Annotated in this window: 11 protein-coding genes; 6 read left to right on the plus strand and 5 right to left on the minus strand. The window is 41.2% G+C overall.

Features of this window, described 5'->3' with window-relative positions; all coding sequences use genetic code 11:
- Positions 1–161: 161 nt before the first annotated feature.
- Positions 162–395, plus strand: coding sequence for a hypothetical protein (locus B3P16_RS15435; RefSeq protein ID WP_070560687.1), 234 nt, complete (start codon positions 162–164; stop codon positions 393–395).
- Positions 396–469: 74 nt separating this feature from the next.
- The gene (locus B3P16_RS15440) at positions 470–1060 is read left to right on the plus strand and encodes a hypothetical protein (protein WP_286770793.1); all 591 of its coding nucleotides are present in this window, start codon (positions 470–472) and stop codon (positions 1058–1060) included.
- Here B3P16_RS15440 and rsmG read toward each other — a convergent pair whose 3' ends face one another.
- Together rsmG and B3P16_RS15450 are read right to left on the minus strand one after the other, a co-directional pair.
- Positions 1061–1696: a 16S rRNA (guanine(527)-N(7))-methyltransferase RsmG gene (gene rsmG / locus B3P16_RS15445; RefSeq protein ID WP_070560683.1), complete on the minus strand. Its 636-nt coding sequence runs from the start codon at positions 1694–1696 to the stop codon at positions 1061–1063. It lies immediately after the preceding gene.
- 22 nt (positions 1697–1718) lie between these two features.
- A complete protein-coding gene (locus B3P16_RS15450) occupies positions 1719–2861 on the minus strand; it encodes a glycosyltransferase (protein ID WP_286843472.1) in 1143 nt (380 codons plus the stop codon).
- 275 nt (positions 2862–3136) lie between these two features.
- Here B3P16_RS15450 and tgt point away from each other — a divergent pair, with 275 nt between their 5' ends.
- The 3 genes from tgt to B3P16_RS15465 all read left to right on the plus strand — a co-directional run bounded on the left by tgt (position 3137) and on the right by B3P16_RS15465 (position 6379).
- A complete protein-coding gene (gene tgt, locus B3P16_RS15455) occupies positions 3137–4267 on the plus strand; it encodes a tRNA guanosine(34) transglycosylase Tgt (protein WP_070560679.1) in 1131 nt (376 codons plus the stop codon).
- Between the two features lie 27 nt (positions 4268–4294).
- Positions 4295–5371, plus strand: coding sequence for an LptF/LptG family permease (locus B3P16_RS15460; RefSeq protein ID WP_046674188.1), 1077 nt, complete (start codon positions 4295–4297; stop codon positions 5369–5371).
- A 96-nt stretch (positions 5372–5467) separates the two neighbouring features.
- Positions 5468–6379, plus strand: coding sequence for a DMT family transporter (locus tag B3P16_RS15465; protein WP_286843473.1), 912 nt, complete (start codon positions 5468–5470; stop codon positions 6377–6379).
- Between the two features lie 139 nt (positions 6380–6518).
- Here B3P16_RS15465 and B3P16_RS15470 read toward each other — a convergent pair whose 3' ends face one another.
- A complete protein-coding gene (locus tag B3P16_RS15470) occupies positions 6519–9557 on the minus strand; it encodes a VIT domain-containing protein (protein WP_286843474.1) in 3039 nt (1012 codons plus the stop codon).
- A 347-nt stretch (positions 9558–9904) separates the two neighbouring features.
- Here B3P16_RS15470 and B3P16_RS15475 point away from each other — a divergent pair, with 347 nt between their 5' ends.
- Positions 9905–11194 (plus strand): esterase-like activity of phytase family protein, encoded by a 1290-nt coding sequence (locus B3P16_RS15475; RefSeq protein WP_286843475.1) that lies wholly within the window; start codon positions 9905–9907, stop codon positions 11192–11194.
- A 148-nt stretch (positions 11195–11342) separates the two neighbouring features.
- Here B3P16_RS15475 and B3P16_RS15480 read toward each other — a convergent pair whose 3' ends face one another.
- A complete protein-coding gene (locus B3P16_RS15480) occupies positions 11343–12803 on the minus strand; it encodes a glutamate synthase subunit beta (RefSeq protein ID WP_070560674.1) in 1461 nt (486 codons plus the stop codon).
- A 17-nt stretch (positions 12804–12820) separates the two neighbouring features.
- Positions 12821–17335 carry a glutamate synthase large subunit gene (gltB, locus tag B3P16_RS15485; RefSeq protein ID WP_286843476.1) on the minus strand — a complete coding sequence of 1505 codons (4515 nt, stop codon included), beginning with the start codon at positions 17333–17335 and terminating at the stop codon, positions 12821–12823.
- Positions 17336–17366: the final 31 nt, after the last annotated feature.

The following is a 17366-nucleotide window of genomic DNA, read 5'->3' on the forward strand; positions in this document are numbered from 1 at the left end:
TAATCGAAGGCAATCGCGTGCCTACTATAAAATCTCTGGATTGCTATGGCATGATTGCGCTTTTCCTAAGCTTATTTGAAATCTCAAGGAATGAAATATTGGTCGATTATGGAAAGAAGATGAGGAATTGGTACCTTTGAGCGATTAATGATATTTTAACTATGGAAATGAAAGAACCTTTTGATATTGAATTGGGGGATATAGTTTATTCTGTTTTCCCTGAGGAAGAAGATACGTATGTTATTTTTAAAGATGGTGTAGAATACGTAAAAATTATTAAAGACAATGATACAAACTGGCTGAAACTGAACCCAGAAACGGAGCTTCCTATGTTCGGTATGGATGAAGAGATCAATCTGATTGGCCTAGAAATTAAAAAAGAATTAGGTCTTTAGTTCTCTAAGTTAAAGATAGTTAAATACTTTTAATTTTATTTATAGTTGGTTATTTTAGTTTGTCAATTATAAATATGGTTCGTATTGGGTTTCTATCTTTATTATTTTTCTGTGTCTATTTCTCATTGAATAGGCAGGGGCTTTTTGCCTATCCAACGGAATTTTATCATCAGGATACCATTGCGAAAAAAGGCAGTCAAAAAGATACTTTACGTTTGGATACTGTTTCGATCAAGCGTAAATCAGCAGCGGATAAATGGGAAGAAAAAAAGGAGGAGTATAAGTCGATCTTTTTCTGGGGTGATACGAAAAATATGGTGACCTTGCCTCACCAGGGAGGAATTGCGGTCAATCTGAACAAGCTTTACAATAAATTCAGTCGAAAGGGACGAAATTCGCGGAAGCTTCAACGTCAGTTTGAAAAAGAATACCAACAGGATCTGATTCGCGAGGAATGGTATCCGCTGACTCAGGAATACAGTAAGTTGTCGGGAGATTCTCTGCGCAAATTTAGAATATACTATGAGCCTTCCTTAAAGTGGCTTCGTGAGAATGATCGGTATGAGAAGATTGCTTATATCCATCTGTGTTTAACGAACTACCTGGATTCTGTAGACATTATCCATAGGCGACTTCAATTTCCTATGGGTAATGCCAAACTTTAACTACATAGGTACGTATACCAGGTATTTTGTATCAAAGAAATCTTCTTTAAAGTAACCGGAAAGCGGGTGTAATTCTGCTTTGAGCTTAGATTCTTTGATCTCTTCGGTGAGATCTCCGCCTTTCAAGTAAAGAATTCCATTAGGAATACCGTTTTTATCTTTTTTTGCGAATTTATTCTGTATCCAAGGCGTAAATTCTCCAAGTCTTGTCACAGCTCGTGATATCACAAAATCGTACTTGTCGTCGAGTTGTTCTGCGCGGATATGATCTGCTTCAACATTTTGGAGACCCAGTCCAGCAGCAACTTCGCGTACGACCTTTATTTTTTTGCCGATAGAATCGACCAAATGGAATTTGACTTCAGGAAACATAATGGCCATTGGGATACCTGGAAAGCCCCCGCCGGTTCCCACGTCCAAAATTTGTGTTCCTGGCGTGAGCTCTTGAACAAATTTAGCGATACCTAGCGAGTGTAACACATGGTGCAGGTAGAGGCTATCTATGTCCTTACGTGAAATGACATTGATTTGGCTATTCCAAAATGTATAGAGGTCGGCAAGTTTTGCAAACTGTTCTTTTTGAATATCCGTTAATTTTGGAAAATACTTATAGATGATATCAACTGTTGGATTCAAAGCTTAATGTTTTAAAAGTGAATTATTTCCAGCTTATTTTTTTCTTTTTTCTGCTGAACATGCCATTGATGCAAATATAGAAATAGTAGATGAAGTCTACCAAAGGTAGCCACCAAATGAGTTCCTTTACTTCTAGTTTTTTATAGATGTTGGCAAATATTATCCATTGTGCAATCAGCCTTAGGAGGTAGGCTGTAACAGGAACATACCAGTACATTGGAAAGGCAATTGCTGTTGCGATAAGGGCGACATAAAAAAGGACGGCTGATACCAGCTGCGTGCCCAGCATGCGCTGATGTCGCTTTTTGTAAATGGTAGAGGCTCCTGAGTGTCTTGCTTTTTGCTTGTAATAGCTCCTCCAGGTCGCTTTGGGTTCCGAATAGACAATGGATTCGGCTGCCAGTGCAATGTTAACGTTGGTCGGATTTGCATTTTGGTTGACAAAAAGATCATCATCGCCAGACTTAATATGCATATGGGCTGCAAAACCTTTGTTACGAAAGAAAAGGTCTTTTTTGTAAGCCATATTGCGTCCTACTCCCATATAGGCATCTCCCTTTAGTGCATAGGCAAAGTAACTCATGGCCGTATGGCTGGTTTCAAATCGAATCAATAGATTTAGCAAGCTTTTTTGCTTAAAATAAGGAGAATAGCCAAGTACAATTTCTGTTTCTGGTCTGAAGGCTGCTGCAATTTCTTTGAGCCATTGATCGGATTGTGGTGCACAATCTGCGTCAGTAAACACCAGTATCTGGTGCTTTGACGCTTTGATACCCATACTAACGGCAAACTTTTTACCATGTTTCAAGCGAATATGCTCTTTGATATCCACAATCTTTAAATGGGGGTATTTTGCTTCGAACTCATGCAATATCCAGGGCGTATTGTCAGTCGAAAAGTCATTGACCACAATGACTTCAAAATTGGGATAGTCTTGATTCAGTACACTCGGGAGGAATTCCCGAATATTATCCTGTTCATTGTGTGCACAAATAATAACGGACAGCGGTGGGAATTCAGTTCCTTCTTGTACAGTTTCAATTTGATAACCACTCAATTTGCTATATACAAATAAGATGTAGTACAATTGTATCAAGAGGAAAAGACCCAATACTCCGAAAGCAATATATGGAAGATTGGCCAAAAATACGTGAAGGTCAAGCATAGCTCACAAAGATAAGTGCTTTCCGCAACTTTTTTATAGGGGAAAAATGATAATTTATTTTTGAAACATCCTGTTTGCAAATCTTTTTATAGTATTTTTGCAACGTATTCTAGGGATGAATCCGAGCTTGGGTGAAAATTAGAAAAGCTATAACGACTTTTTAAGTTACAACTGACTGAAAATGAGTTTTTAATTTTTTACACCAAATGCCGATATCGCCATGTCCATGGCAAATCATCCTTTAAAATAGAAATTGTCTCAGAGGAAAAATATTAATGAAATTTACGCTACAAGCACAAGATAAATTGTCAAAAGCACGTGCAGGTGTTGTCGAAACTGCACACGGTCCCATTCAAACACCTATTTTTATGCCTGTTGGTACGGCAGGTACAGTGAAAGCAATTCATCAACATGAATTGAAGAACGATATTGAAGCGCAGATTATTCTGGGTAATACGTACCACCTCTATTTACGTCCCGGATTGAATGTGTTGAATAAGGCGGGCGGGCTGCATAAATTTAATGGTTGGGATCGACCTATTTTAACGGATTCCGGTGGTTATCAGGTGTATTCGTTGACCGAAGTACGTAAAATCAAAGAAGAAGGGGTTACCTTTCGTTCCCATATTGATGGATCAAAACATCTATTTACACCAGAGAATGTCATGGATACACAACGTATTATCGGTGCGGATATCATTATGGCATTTGACGAGTGTACGCCTTATCCATGTGATTATGGGTATGCACGTCGTTCTTTGGATATGACCCATCGTTGGCTGAAACGCTGTGTGGATCGTTTTGATAGTACAGATCCGCTTTATGGATATGACCAGACTTTGTTTCCAATCGTTCAAGGATCTGTTTACAAAGATTTAAGGATAAAATCTGCGGAGACTATCGCTTCGTTTAACCGCGAAGGAAATGCGATTGGTGGATTGTCGGTAGGCGAACCGGCGGAAGAAATGTATGCGATGACCGAAGTTGTCTGTGATATCTTACCACATGACAAGCCACGTTATCTCATGGGGGTAGGTACACCGGTAAATATCCTTGAAAATATTGCTTTAGGGGTGGATATGTTCGATTGCGTTATGCCAACCCGTAATGCTAGAAATGGTATGCTTTTCACACAGAATGGTATTATCAATATCAAAAATGAAAAGTGGAAAGATGATTTTTCACCAATAGAAGCGGAGAGTGATCTGCAGGCAGATCAATTTTATTCGAAAGCTTATCTAAGACATTTGATTAAATCGCAGGAAATTCTTGGAGCACAAATTGCTTCTTTACATAATTTACATTTTTACCTTTGGTTGGTGAATCAGGCTAGGGAGCGAATCATTGATGGAACTTTCTACGATTGGAAAAACAAAATGGTGAAAATATTGGATCAACGTTTGTAAAACTAAATAGCTCAAGTTAAAAAAATGCTGTCGTTAATCGATCGTTACATCATCAAAAAGTATCTAAGTACTTTTTTATTCACTATGGCAATATTTACTGTTGTCATGGTGGTTTTTGACGTGTCCGAACGATTGGATGATTTTTTAAAATATCATGCTCCCCTCGATAAGATTATTTTTGAGTATTATGCAGGGTTTATTCCCTTTTACCTAAATTTTCTTTGTCCGCTGATCAACTTTATTGCGGTTATTTTCTTTACCTCAAAGATGGCAGACCAAACCGAAATTGTCCCGATTCTCAGTGCCGGATATAGCTTTAACCGTTTGCTTCGTCCCTACATGATCGCTGCAACCCTAATCTTTGCCATTTCTTTGGTATTTAACATCTTTATTATTCCGAAGACCAATAAGATGAAGGTTGATTTTGAAAATATCTATGTAAAGCCACCTAAGGATAACTCGAGGGTTTCTACCCATATGCAACTGGACAAAAACAGCTATGTTTATATAGACAACTTTGATAATTCTACCAAAACAGGCTACGGATTTGTACTTGAAATTTTCAAAGGGGATACCCTTAAGGAGAAAATGATGGCTGATCGTATTACGTGGGACTCGGTGGCGACAAAATGGAAGATCGAAGGGTATACCAATCGTATTATCAATGGACTACATGAACGCATGGACAAAGGAGCTGTTAAAGACACAACCTTGGATATGAAACCTTCTGATTTTGAAGTACGTGATAATATGTTTACCGCTATGGATACACGCGAATTAAATATTCGTATCCATAAGGAGGAGATCAGGGGAACCGGAGTCATGAACGATTTATTACTGGAGAAATACAAGCGTTACGTATATCCATTTTCAGCTTTTGTATTGACCTTGATGGGTGTGGCACTGTCCTCCAAGAAAGTGCGTGGGGGGATAGGATTGAGTCTTGGTATTGGTATCGCGCTAAGTTTTACGTATATCGTATTTATACAGTTTGCGACTATGTTTTCTTTGAAAGGGGGACTGCCACCGTTGATAGCCGTATTAATTCCGAATGTTACCTTCTTTTTGGTAGCACTATACCTGGCGATAAAAGCGCCAAAGTAATTTTTTGTTAGTTTTCAATAACTTCAGTGAGCCTGCCTTATAAAGGGAAATAATAGGTATTGCTCATCATTTCTATACAAATGTATTCTAGAGAATATGACTAAAATTCAATTAAATCGGAATATTCTAATTCTGCATTTAACAATACTTATTTGGGGATTTACCGGAATTTTGGGTAGCTTGATTTCCGTATCTGCCCTTCATTTAGTGTGGTATCGTGTTGCAATAGCGTCTATCGCGCTGTTGATCTATTTCTTGGTAACTAAACAATCGATTGTAGTTTCGCGGAAACAATTTCTCCAGTTTTTTATGGTGGGGGCCGTTGTTGGGCTGCATTGGGTATTATTTTTTTATTCAATTAAAGTATCCACCGTATCGGTGACATTGGTTACGCTGTCCGCTGTGACCTTATTTACAGCAATATTGGAGCCTATTGTGAATAAAAAGCGTATTGCGCTGTTGGATATTGTTGTTGGTTTGGTCATTATCATCGGTATTTATACGATCTTTTCTTTTGAAACACATTATCTTGTTGGTCTATTGGCAGGGCTTGGCTGTGCGTTTTGCGCGAGTATATTTTCTATCGCCAATGCGCGCATGGTTAAAAAATCGAGCCCGACCTTGATTACGTTCTATGAGATGATGGGGGCATGCTTCTGGATCAGCATATTGATGTTGTTTACAGGAGATTTCAATGCTGAAATGAAATTGGGACAGCAAGATTTAATTTATCTGCTGTTGTTAGGTGTGGTTTGTACGGCGGTGGCCTATGTTATGGGGGTTGCTGTCATGAAGGAATTATCTGCTTTTACTGTTGCGCTGACAACAAATCTGGAACCTGTTTATGGTATTCTGTTGGCGATGTTGATATTTGGACAAAAGGAGACCATGAGCGGTGGGTTTTATCTTGGCGCTTGTATCGTTTTGGGAGCAGTATTCACTTACCCTTATGTCAAAACGAAATTAGAGAATAGACAAAAAGATCTTGTTATTCGTAAATTGCATTAATTGAAATCGGGGCTATCCAATCTTTTTGGATAGCCCCGATTTCATGTGGTTATATACCTTTCCCCTAAAGCATCATTTCATAGATGCAATTTTTAAAGGGTTTGATTTGTCTTTTTGGACACCTTCTGTCTCTGCTCATCTACTGGAATGAAAATTCGCCAATCCCAATATTGCGCTCTTTATTGCGGTCAAGATAGATCGTAACGATTTTTCGTTCTTGCTTGCCACTGCTATAGTAGGTGTAAATTTCGGCCATTACCGCTGCAGGTCCTGCTAAAGTAAGGGAATCATCGTTATAGAAGTCAACTTCAATTTTGTATTTTCCTTTTAAAGCTTTTTTTAATAAAAATTGCTCAGGGCCATAACCACCAGTAAAGTCATTGCTGAGTCGGCCCCCAATGGCTGTGGCTGGATTACTATAGAAGCATTTTTCTTGATTTGGATCAGTTACCCAAAGGTCGATATCTGTGTTTCGTGAATTCCAATTGATGACAACACGCATGTCGACGGGTAGGTCAGCAATCAATTTTTTGTTCACGGCAACTTTGGAGCTTGCAGCTTTGTTTACTTTAATGAGATTATTGATTTCCATGACCAATGTTTCTTCAATACCATCATCGCGATCGGCTGCTTCTGGGGAGTAGCTCTGGGTCAAAATCCCATATAATTGTTCTAGCGCCTCCTTAAACATACCTTTGTCTTGTAAAACGAGGGCATAATCGCGGTGGCTTTGTGGATCCATGGGACGCCATTTTAATACCTTTGCAGTAATGAACAGTGCATTGTCGTAATCTCCCCATTCCCGTAACTTATAGGAAATGGTTTTGTAGAGATCTGCATTTTCAATTTGTAAGTCTGCAAGTGCGCTTAAGATGAGTAAGGCTTTGTTGTGATCTCCTCTTTTGAAAAAGAAGTTTGCGACATCGAAATAAAAAGTTGGCGTTCCCATATACTGATTCCGAAGTTGGAGATAGCTTTTGTAAGGATCTTTGGATTGATTAAGGTCCTGTAAATAGGCTTGGTCTTCTTTAATTTCAGGGATGCTTATTTTTCCATGTATGCTGTTGATGCTGCTTGTCGTTTGTATGCCAGCTAGGCGTTCTTCTAAGGATTGAACAACAGCGAAATCCTGAAGAACATCATCAGATGCCGCCATCGCCAATTCACTGGTAACAGCTTTGGCGGTATTTGAATTGCCTTCGGCGACCACTCTTTTTTCACTAGCGGCAGCTGATGACCTGAGTTCTTCGGCTCGTGCTGTCGCGGCAGGGCTAGCTGAAGGACGCGACGGTATAGGTGTAGCAGGAACAACTCCGGTAGCCGTCTCTTCGGCAACAGCAAGGTCAGGGATGGAAATCAATCTTTTACGCGTTGGGTATTTCTTTTTTTGCTGAAAATCGGTATTCCACCAGGACTGAAGCTGTTTGGTAATGTCTTGAGCCTGATCCAACAAGTCTGCTACACGTTCTTCCTTTTCTATATGTTCTTCTTTGATGAGCCGATTGAATTCGGAAAGCAATTCGGCGGGCGGAGTTATTGCATAACGTACGTAATCTTCTGTGGTTTCCAGTACAATCAGGCTGGTATTTCGGGTAACAATACCGAACTGTTTGCCAAGCGTTTCAATTTCTTCACGATTGTCTTCGTATTGAAGATCCAACGCTTCAATTTTCTTTTGTGCCCAGATCTGCTGTAGGTCAATTTCACCATGGTCAGGCTGTAGCGCTATACTAATCTCTTGCGGTGCTTGTTGCCCATCTCCTACAAGTACGGTGATCTGCTTTAATCCCGGGCGTTTCCCTACGCCTGCGAGAGAAAAATTGGCTTGTACTGGCGTGCCTTTTTGAGGATAAACTTCCTCAAAATCATTTTTTTCTTTTATCCCCAGGTAAATAAGGTCTATCGTATTTAGCTTGTGGTACGCTTCAGTTGTTGAGGTATTGGCTAAATTGATCATCTTTCCAAGATGTTTCTGGGAAATTTGTTTTAGGACACCGTAGTCCGATCCATTGGACGAAGTAATGCAATAAACTGGATTGTCAAGGTTGATTTTACTTTGACCAAATGTAGAAAGGCCATCGCTAAACAGCAGGTAATTGTTGGCCTGTATTACACCGGTTTTTATTTGACTATAGTCTGTGCCGCCATCGTAGTCAATTCCTTTGATGTAGTTTTTGAGATCATTCCAATTACCTTGTCGTACCTGAAACGTATGACCTTTTACAAAGCGGATATCCAATAAGCCGAGATCGACAGTCATATTGGGGTTTTCTTTAAAAAAGAGATCTAATAGGGCGAGTTCCTTTTCTATATCTCTATTTTTACTGCTGAGCGAGCGGTCCCATATAATTCCAATACTGTGCCCCCATTTTTTTTGAGTAGATTTTGTCGCGTTTGCCGTTACATTGGCAAGAAAGTAGAAGCTTTTATCCCCATTTTCCTGAAATAGGCCAGATGCTTCCTTGTTGCCTGTCGGCAGTTGAAGAACTAAATTTCGCTGGGATTTAAACTGTTGTTTATGTAAAGAAGCTGTGTAATTGCTGTTATACTGTGAGAAAGCCAAAGAACCGTCTGGTTTCTCGGTGAAATCTGGCTTATCGGTATTTTGAAAGACATGAATATCCAATGCGAAGTTTTCAATGGGGGAACTATAGTTTAAGGGTAGATGGTAGTACCGAGCCTGATCCGATGTTGTGGTCAGATTTTCTGAATAGCTAATCTGAACGGTACGCTTCCCATTCGCTGGTAAAGGGTAAATTCGAGTTCGGAAATTATTTCCTTCGACTTTTTCCAATAAACCCGGATCAATGCGGCGTGTTTCTATACTTTCAAATACTTCGGTTCCTTTATTCTTATCGACTGGAACTGCTTGTCGTAATTTGCCGTTGATATCTAAGGCGTAGCCGCTCACGGAGACACCTTCAGGCATAGGGAATGTCAGTTCGCCCTCGAGATCGCGGTCGGTCTTGTTATCAAAGACCATTGTCATCGTCGTTTTGGCTATATTTCCGAATATGACGACAGCTATTTTTAGGTCTGCCAATATCACCTTGTTTTGCTGGCCATCGCCATCTTTAATTTTTAAGCTTGGTATTTCGCGTGTAGTTCTGATCTGAGATTTCGTATCCACATTGGAAAATACCAAAATTATGCAAAGGGCAACTATGATCTTTTTCATCTTTCTATTTTTAGTAGGTGAGGGCAGAGAATATACTGTTAATTCGCTGCACAATTAGCTATTTATTCTTGTAGTGATGCCGGGAAATTCAAAATTCCATAATCGAGGATAATTAATTTTTATACCGTGTTTTTTACGGTTGATGCAGTTTATTTAAACTTATGTTAATCATTGGCTAATATTTGGCTTTTATGTTTGCAATACCGTTGGGTTGCCCACTGCGCATGGATTGTGTAGACAAAACCTGCTGTGTTATAGCCTAAGCAAGACGATAAGGATGAAATTTAACTAGTTGAACGTGTCCGGAATATGGATAACAGTAAGCATTATTTGAAAAATTTAGACAGATGAAAAAAATATACAGTGTATTGACGTTGGCCCTATTATGTGCTTCATGTAGTAAAGATGACGTATCGCAGATTACTGATCCGATTGAACTGACCTATCCCGAAAAGGCCATAGCAACAGATCCCAAAGTATTGATTGATGTTAATGGAGTAAAAGTGTATAATGGGGGTTATGGATCATCGATGGCTCAAGATCCTACTGATAAATCTATATTTTATCTTTTAACGGATAGGGGACCAAATATTGATGGGACGGAAAATGATAGTAAAGTATTTGCTTCGCCAACATTTACACCGCAGATCGGTAAATTCAGATTAAAAGACAATACGCTAACATTGGAATCTGTTATCGAATTGAAAAATAAAGATGGTGTGAAATTGAATGGTCTACCAAATCCAGAAGGGAAAGGTGGTTCTGGGGAAAAAGCATTGGGGGTTGATGGTAATGATCTAGGGAAAAGTGAGGATGGAATCGATTCAGAGGGACTAGCGAGAGCGGCGGATGGTTCTTGGTGGGTCAGTGACGAATACGGACCACATATCGTTCATTTTGACGCTTCGGGAAAGGAAATAGAGCGGATCAATCCGTGGTCTACGGGTAAAAAGTTGCCTTTGGTATTTGCCAAACGTCGTCCTAATCGTGGAATGGAAGGATTGACACTTACACCAGATGGTAAAACACTGGTCGGAATTATGCAATTTCCACTTTATAATCCATCTAAAGATGCGATTAAAAATTCATTGGCAATCCGTATTGTTACGCTGGATATTGCGAGCGGCGTCACGAAACAATATGTCTATATGATGGAGCGTACCGATTTGCAGGCAGTAAGTGAAATCGCTGCCGTGAGCAATTCAACATTTATTGTATTGGAACGTGACGGGGAATACGCGACAGAAAAAACTCGTTCTACTGTATTTAAGAAGATTTATAAAATAGATCTTTCTGGCGCAACAGATATCTCAGATGCGAATAATACGGCAACGGGGAAATTATTTGATGGTAAAACTGTGGAGGAACTCAAAGACGCGGCTACATTGACAAAATATAATATTAAACCAGTCAATAAGACATTGGTCGCCGATTTAATGACGGATATCAAGGAATTGTATCCGCATGATAAAGCTGAGGGCCTGGCTGTCATTAATCAATCTCTGATCGCGGTATGTAATGATGATGATTTTGGGGTAACGGGAAAAGGTTTTTATGCGACGAAAATATTACCTTATATAAAGACCGTGGACAAAAACAGTATTTATTTTGTTAAACTTAAGGATCCATTGAAATAGTGGCTAACTATTAATTATAAAAAGGTCCGTTGAATTCTCAACGGACCTTTTTATGTTTTGTGCTGTCCAAGCTTTTATCCTTGTTACGAAGTCTAAACGTAGCTTAGCATATCACTGGTATGATCTCTCTATTGAGAACTTCCTTCTTTTAAGCATTTATTGTTGCCAGGAAGTCCTTGCTTTCAAGCTCTGAATACCCCATTAAGTATTCGTCTACTTTTCGAGCACATTCGCGTCCTTCAGAGATGGCCCAAACAACAAGCGACTGGCCTTTACGGCAATCTCCAGCAGTGAAGATATTATCAATTGTCGTTTGGTAGTCTTTATCATTTGCAAGGATATTTCCTTTTTCATCGACACGTACACCCAATTGTTCTAGGAGCGTATGTTCAGTGTGTTGATAACCAATAGCCAATAAGACGAGGTCTGCTGGTATTTCACGGATCTCGGATTCTCCTAAGCGGGTTCTTTTTCCAAATTCATCAACTTCGTATTGAACCTCTTTGATTTTTATAGCTTTGATATGGCCATCTTCATCTTTAACAAATTCTTGCGTTTCTGTAGCCCAAAGTCTTTCACAGCCTTCTTCCTGAGAAGAGGAGGTTCCGAATGTGAGCTTGTCCATTGGCCAAGGATTGTTCTTTAGACGTTGTTTAGAAGGTGTAGGTTTGCGGGCAATCTGTGTGATACTTTTTGCACGATGACGATTGGATGTACCAATACAGTCTGATCCGGTATCACCATCACCGATGACAACAACATGCTTGTCTGTTGCCAGGATGCGGTCTTGTTCGATAGCAATTCCACTTACTTCTTTATTTTGCTGGGTCAGAAAGTCCATAGCAAAATGTATGCCTTTAGCTTCATGCCCTGGTAATTGCATGTGCCATGGAACGGTAGAGCCTGTTGCCAATATAACAGCATCATAAGCTTTTAATTCATAAAAGCTGATGTCTTTGCCAACTTCTGTATTCACCTTGAATTCTATTCCCGATTCTTTCAGGAGATTGACACGGCGATCGATCACCGATTTTTCTAATTTAAAATCCGGAATACCGTAGCGGAGTAATCCTCCAACCTGATCATCACGTTCGAAAACAACAACATCGTGTCCTGCTTTATTGAGCTGAGCAGCAGCCGCTAGTCCGGCTGGACCGGAGCCCACGACGGCGACGCGTTTGCCTGTTTTTAAATAACTTTTATGTGCTTTGACATAACCCTTTTTAAAAGCAATCTCGATAATATGTTTTTCGATCTCCTCGATAGTGATCGGAGTACTATGTATACCAAGTACACAGGCTGATTCGCATGGTGCCGGACATATTCTACCTGTAAATTCAGGGAAGTTATTGGTGGAGGACAAAATCTGATAGGCCTCTTCCCATTTTCCATCGTATACGGCATCGTTAAATTCAGGGATGACATTGCCCAGTGGACAGCCTGAATGACAAAATGGAATACCGCAGTCCATGCAGCGCGCGGCCTGCTTATTGAGCTCGTTCTCAGAATACCCTTTATTGAATTCTTTATAGTGCTGTACGCGACCTTCAACAGCTTCTTTTGTTGGAAGCACGCGCTCAAATTCTTTAAAACCTGTAATTTTTCCCATGATCTGTGCTTCCTATATTATGCTTCAACTAATTTTTGACGAATGACATTTTTGTATTCTCTCGGGAATACCTTAATGAATTTATTTTTTTCTCTTGACCAATTTTGTAGTATAAAATCTGCTCTACGGCTATTGGTGAGCAAGATATGACGTTTCAGTAAGGCGATAATTGCGGTTTCGTCTTCACTTTCCAATGGATCCAGATCGACCATTTCCTGATTACAGTTTTCGCGGAAATCTTCATTAATGTCGTAGATCCACGCAATACCACCGCTCATTCCGGCAGCAAAGTTACGACCTGTAGCACCCAAGATCAGCGCACGCCCCCCTGTCATGTACTCACAGCCATGGTCACCAACACCTTCAACTACAGCTGTTGCACCAGAGTTACGTACGGCGAAGCGTTCACCGGCCTGTCCGTTGACGAATAGATGCCCAGATGTTGCTCCAAATAGTGCAACGTTGCCAATAATGATATTATCTTCCGGTATTAGAGCACTTTCTGCAACTGGATAGATGGCTAACTGAGCTCCTGATAGTCCTTTTCCAACATAGTCATTGGCTTCACCTTGTAATTCAAATGAAAGACCTTTCGTTGAAAATGCACCAAAACTCTGTCCGGCAGAACCTTCAAATTTGAAATTGATGGTATTGTCTGGAAGACCTTCTGAACCATAAAGTTTTGAAATTTCATTGGACAGCATGGTTCCGATGGTACGGTCTGTGTTTTTTACTTTAAATGTGCCAAATACAGGCGTTTTGCTTTCTAAAGCCAACTTGGATTGTTTTAATAAGCCCCAATCCAAAATCATGGCCATACCGTGATCCTGCTCTTCGGTATTGTATAACGATTGTCCAGGCTCGTTGCGTTCCACATGTAGAATGTCTGTGAAATCAATTTTCTTAGCTTTCCAATGGTCTATATTTTCCCGTTTCTTTAAGAACTGAGCCCGCCCGACCATCTCGTTGATGGTGCGGAAGCCAAGATAAGCCATCGTTTCACGGACTTCCTCTGCTAGGAAGGTAAATAAGTTGACAATATCTTCTGGTTTTCCAGAGAATAATTTACGCAGTTCTGGATCTTGCGTTGCAACACCCACAGGGCATGTATTCAAGTGGCATTTACGCATCATGATACAGCCACCGGCAACCAATGCTGCTGTAGATACGCCCCATTCCTCAGCGCCCAATAGTGTGGCGATGATGATGTCACGACCTGTTTTTACCTGACCGTCCGCCTGCAACACAACGCGACTGCGCAATTTGTTTTTAACAAGTGTCTGATGCGCTTCTGCAAGCCCTAATTCCCAAGGCAATCCAGCGTGTTTGATTGAACTGATCGGGGATGCACCTGTACCACCATCAAAACCTGCGATAAGAATCACGTCGGCATGGGCCTTCGCCACTCCGGCAGCAATGGTACCAACACCCGCTTTAGAGACCAACTTTACGTTGATTCTTGCTTGACGGTTAGCATTCTTTAGGTCAAAGATCAGCTGCGCTAAATCTTCGATGGAGTAAATATCGTGATGGGGTGGTGGTGAAATTAGACCGACACCCGGTGTAGAGTGTCTGGTTTTTGCAATCCAGGCATCCACTTTGGGGCCGGGTAATTGACCTCCTTCTCCCGGTTTGGCACCTTGCGCCATTTTGATTTGTAGTTCGTCTGCTTGTGTCAGATAGTTGGAAGTAACACCAAAACGAGCCGAGGCAACCTGTTTTATTGCCGAGCGCATAGAATCTCCATTTGGAAGCGGTTGATAACGCAATTCATCTTCGCCGCCTTCACCGGTGTTCGATTTTGCGCCGATGCGGTTCATGGCGATGGCAAGGGTGCTATGCGCTTCGTGGGAAATTGATCCAAAAGACATCGCACCGGTTGCGAAACGTTTTAGAATTTCACTAGCAGGTTCTACTTGCTCCAATGGAATAGAATTGCGATGTTTTGCAAAGTCCAACAATCCGCGAAGGGTAAACATGTGTTCTTTTTGCTCATTGATTTTCTGCGCGTATTTTTTATAGGTCGCATAATCGCCAGTGCGACAGGCTTGTTGCAATAGGTGAATCGTGTCTGGATTCCAAAGGTGGCCTTCACCACGACGCTTCCATTGATAAATACCGCCTTCTGGCAATAGATTTTGTGGAGTACGGCTTTTTTCAAATCCGCGCCAATGTTTTGAAAGAGCTTCTTTAGCCAGATCATCCAAAGTCATACCGCCGATACGTGAGACAGCTCCGCAAAAGAATTTATCGACAACGGACTTGTCAATACCAAGTACCTCAAAGATCTGTGCACCGTGGTAGGATTGCAATGTGGAGATCCCCATTTTGGAGAAAATTTTCAACAAACCATTGTTAACGGCTTTGACGTAATTTTTGGATAGTTCAGGCCAAGTCAGTTCGGTATCCAAGGTGTTTTGTTCCTTCATGGTACGGATACTTGCCAAGGCCATATAAGGATTGATCGCAGTGGCACCGAATGCCAATAGGCAGGCAAAATGGTGTACTTCCCAAGCATCACCGGCTTCGACCACTAGGCCTACAGCACCACGATTACCTGTTTTGATCAAGTGGTGATGGACTGCCGAAACAGCAAGTAATGAAGGTATAGCTGCATGTTTGGAGTCAATCGCACGATCCGAAAGAATGAGTACTTCAAAACCATCACGTACAGCATCATCCGCATAGCGGCACAAGCGTTCCAGACCGGCTTCCAATGATCCAGGTTTACCATCTGAGCGGAAGTAAGACTGGATGGTTTTTGCTTGGAACAATCCTGTATCGATCGAACGCAATTTCTCCAGTTCTTTGGAGGTCAGGATCGGATGCGGTAAGGTTACACAGTGACAGAATTTCTTGTCTTCGATTAGGATATTGCCTGCGTTACCGATAAATGTTGCTAAACTCATGACCAAGCGTTCGCGAATCGGATCGATCGGTGGGTTGGTTACTTGGGCAAAAAATTGCTTAAAATAACTTGAAATATGCTGTGGTTGATCGGAAAGAATGGCTAGCGGAACATCGGACCCCATGGAGCCTGTTGGTTCGTATCCTGTCAATGCCATTGGGGTCAGGATGGTTTCTAGATCCTCGCGGGAGAAACCAAATGTCTTTTGATATTTGAAAACAGAATCTTTGGAAAGATAGGTGTAGGTTACACGAGGTTCTTCCAGTTCTTCTAGCTTAATTTTATAGTTGTCCAACCAATCACTATAAGGCTGTTGGTTGATCAATTGATCTTTTACTTCGTTATCGGTGAGGATACGGCCTTGTTCCATGTCGACAAGGAAAATCTTGCCTGCTTGTTGACGGCCTTTTTTGATGATGGTAGACTCCTCGATCGGAAGTGCCCCTGCTTCAGAAGCAACAACGACGCGGTCGTCTGAGGTTACGGCATAACGTAGCGGGCGTAAGCCGTTGCGGTCTAATGTAGCACCAATATGCTTGCCATCGGTGAAGCAGAGTGCTGCAGGACCATCCCAAGGCTCCATCAAGGTTGCGTGATATTCGTAGAAAGCACGTTTTAAAGGATCCATTTGCGTATTGCCATCCCAGGCCTCAGGGACCAACATCAACATCACATGGGTGAGACTACGTCCGCTATGTAAAAGAAGTTCGGCTACATTGTCAAGGCAGGCAGAATCTGACTGACCGCGGTCAACAATAGGAAGTAAGATTTCCATCTCTTCTTCCGTAAAATACGGCGATGATAAAGCGCGCATACCTGCGTAAAACCAATTCAGGTTACCTGTCAATGTATTGATCTCGCCATTGTGTGCCAGCATACGGAATGGCTGAGCGAGGGACCATGAAGGAAAAGTATTGGTGGAAAAGCGCGAGTGAACTAAGCCAAAAGCAGATACCACACGAGGATCGCGTAAATCAAGATAATAAGTTCCGACCTGGTATGTTGTTAATTGACCTTTGTAAATAATTGTTTTGCAAGAAAGCGATGCAAAGTAAAGGGGGAGAGGGTATTCTTGTTGTTGTTTAACTTTTTGAATGATCAGGCGACGTAGTACAAAAAGTTTGCGTTCAAATTCTTCAGTGTTTGAAACGCCGTCCGGTCTGCTAACAAAAAATTGGACTATTTCAGGTTCTGCACTGAGCGCTGTTGGTCCAATACCTTCACGATTGACTGGTACTGGACGGTAGCCAAGGAATTTCATACCCCTTTCTGCTGCCGCTTCCTCAATCAAATCCCGACATATTTTGTTCATGTCTTCTTCTTTTGGAAGAAAGACCATACCTGTGCCATAATAACCTGGCTCTTCCAATTGTATACCCAAGTTGATACATTCTTCCCATAAAAATTCATGGGGAAGCTGGATCATGATACCCGCTCCATCACCGCTTTCTGGGTCACAGCCACAAGCACCACGGTGCTCCATATTCTCCAACATGGTTAATGCATCTTTTACTTGTGCGTGTGATTTATTCCCTTTGATATGGGCGACAAAGCCTACCCCACAGGCGTCATGCTCAAAATTAGGGTCGTAGAGGCCCTCCGTTTTCGGTCTTTGTTGAATCATCTTTCCTTTTCAAATATTATACATTGCTAAT

The organism is Sphingobacterium sp. UBA7631 (assembly GCF_002483935.1).
Taxonomy (GTDB): Bacteria; Bacteroidota; Bacteroidia; order Sphingobacteriales; family Sphingobacteriaceae; genus Sphingobacterium; species Sphingobacterium multivorum.

Coding starts and splice junctions, on each gene's coding strand:
- B3P16_RS15435 (WP_070560687.1), top strand. CDS start 162: ATGGAAATGAAAGAACCTTTTGATATTGAATTGGGGGATATAGTTTAT.
- B3P16_RS15440 (WP_286770793.1), top strand. CDS start 470: ATGGTTCGTATTGGGTTTCTATCTTTATTATTTTTCTGTGTCTATTTC.
- B3P16_RS15450 (WP_286843472.1), bottom strand. CDS start 2,861: ATGCTTGACCTTCACGTATTTTTGGCCAATCTTCCATATATTGCTTTC.
- tgt (WP_070560679.1), top strand. CDS start 3,137: ATGAAATTTACGCTACAAGCACAAGATAAATTGTCAAAAGCACGTGCA.
- B3P16_RS15465 (WP_286843473.1), top strand. CDS start 5,468: ATGACTAAAATTCAATTAAATCGGAATATTCTAATTCTGCATTTAACA.
- B3P16_RS15470 (WP_286843474.1), bottom strand. CDS start 9,557: ATGAAAAAGATCATAGTTGCCCTTTGCATAATTTTGGTATTTTCCAAT.
- B3P16_RS15475 (WP_286843475.1), top strand. CDS start 9,905: ATGAAAAAAATATACAGTGTATTGACGTTGGCCCTATTATGTGCTTCA.
- B3P16_RS15480 (WP_070560674.1), bottom strand. CDS start 12,803: ATGGGAAAAATTACAGGTTTTAAAGAATTTGAGCGCGTGCTTCCAACA.
- gltB (WP_286843476.1), bottom strand. CDS start 17,335: ATGATTCAACAAAGACCGAAAACGGAGGGCCTCTACGACCCTAATTTT.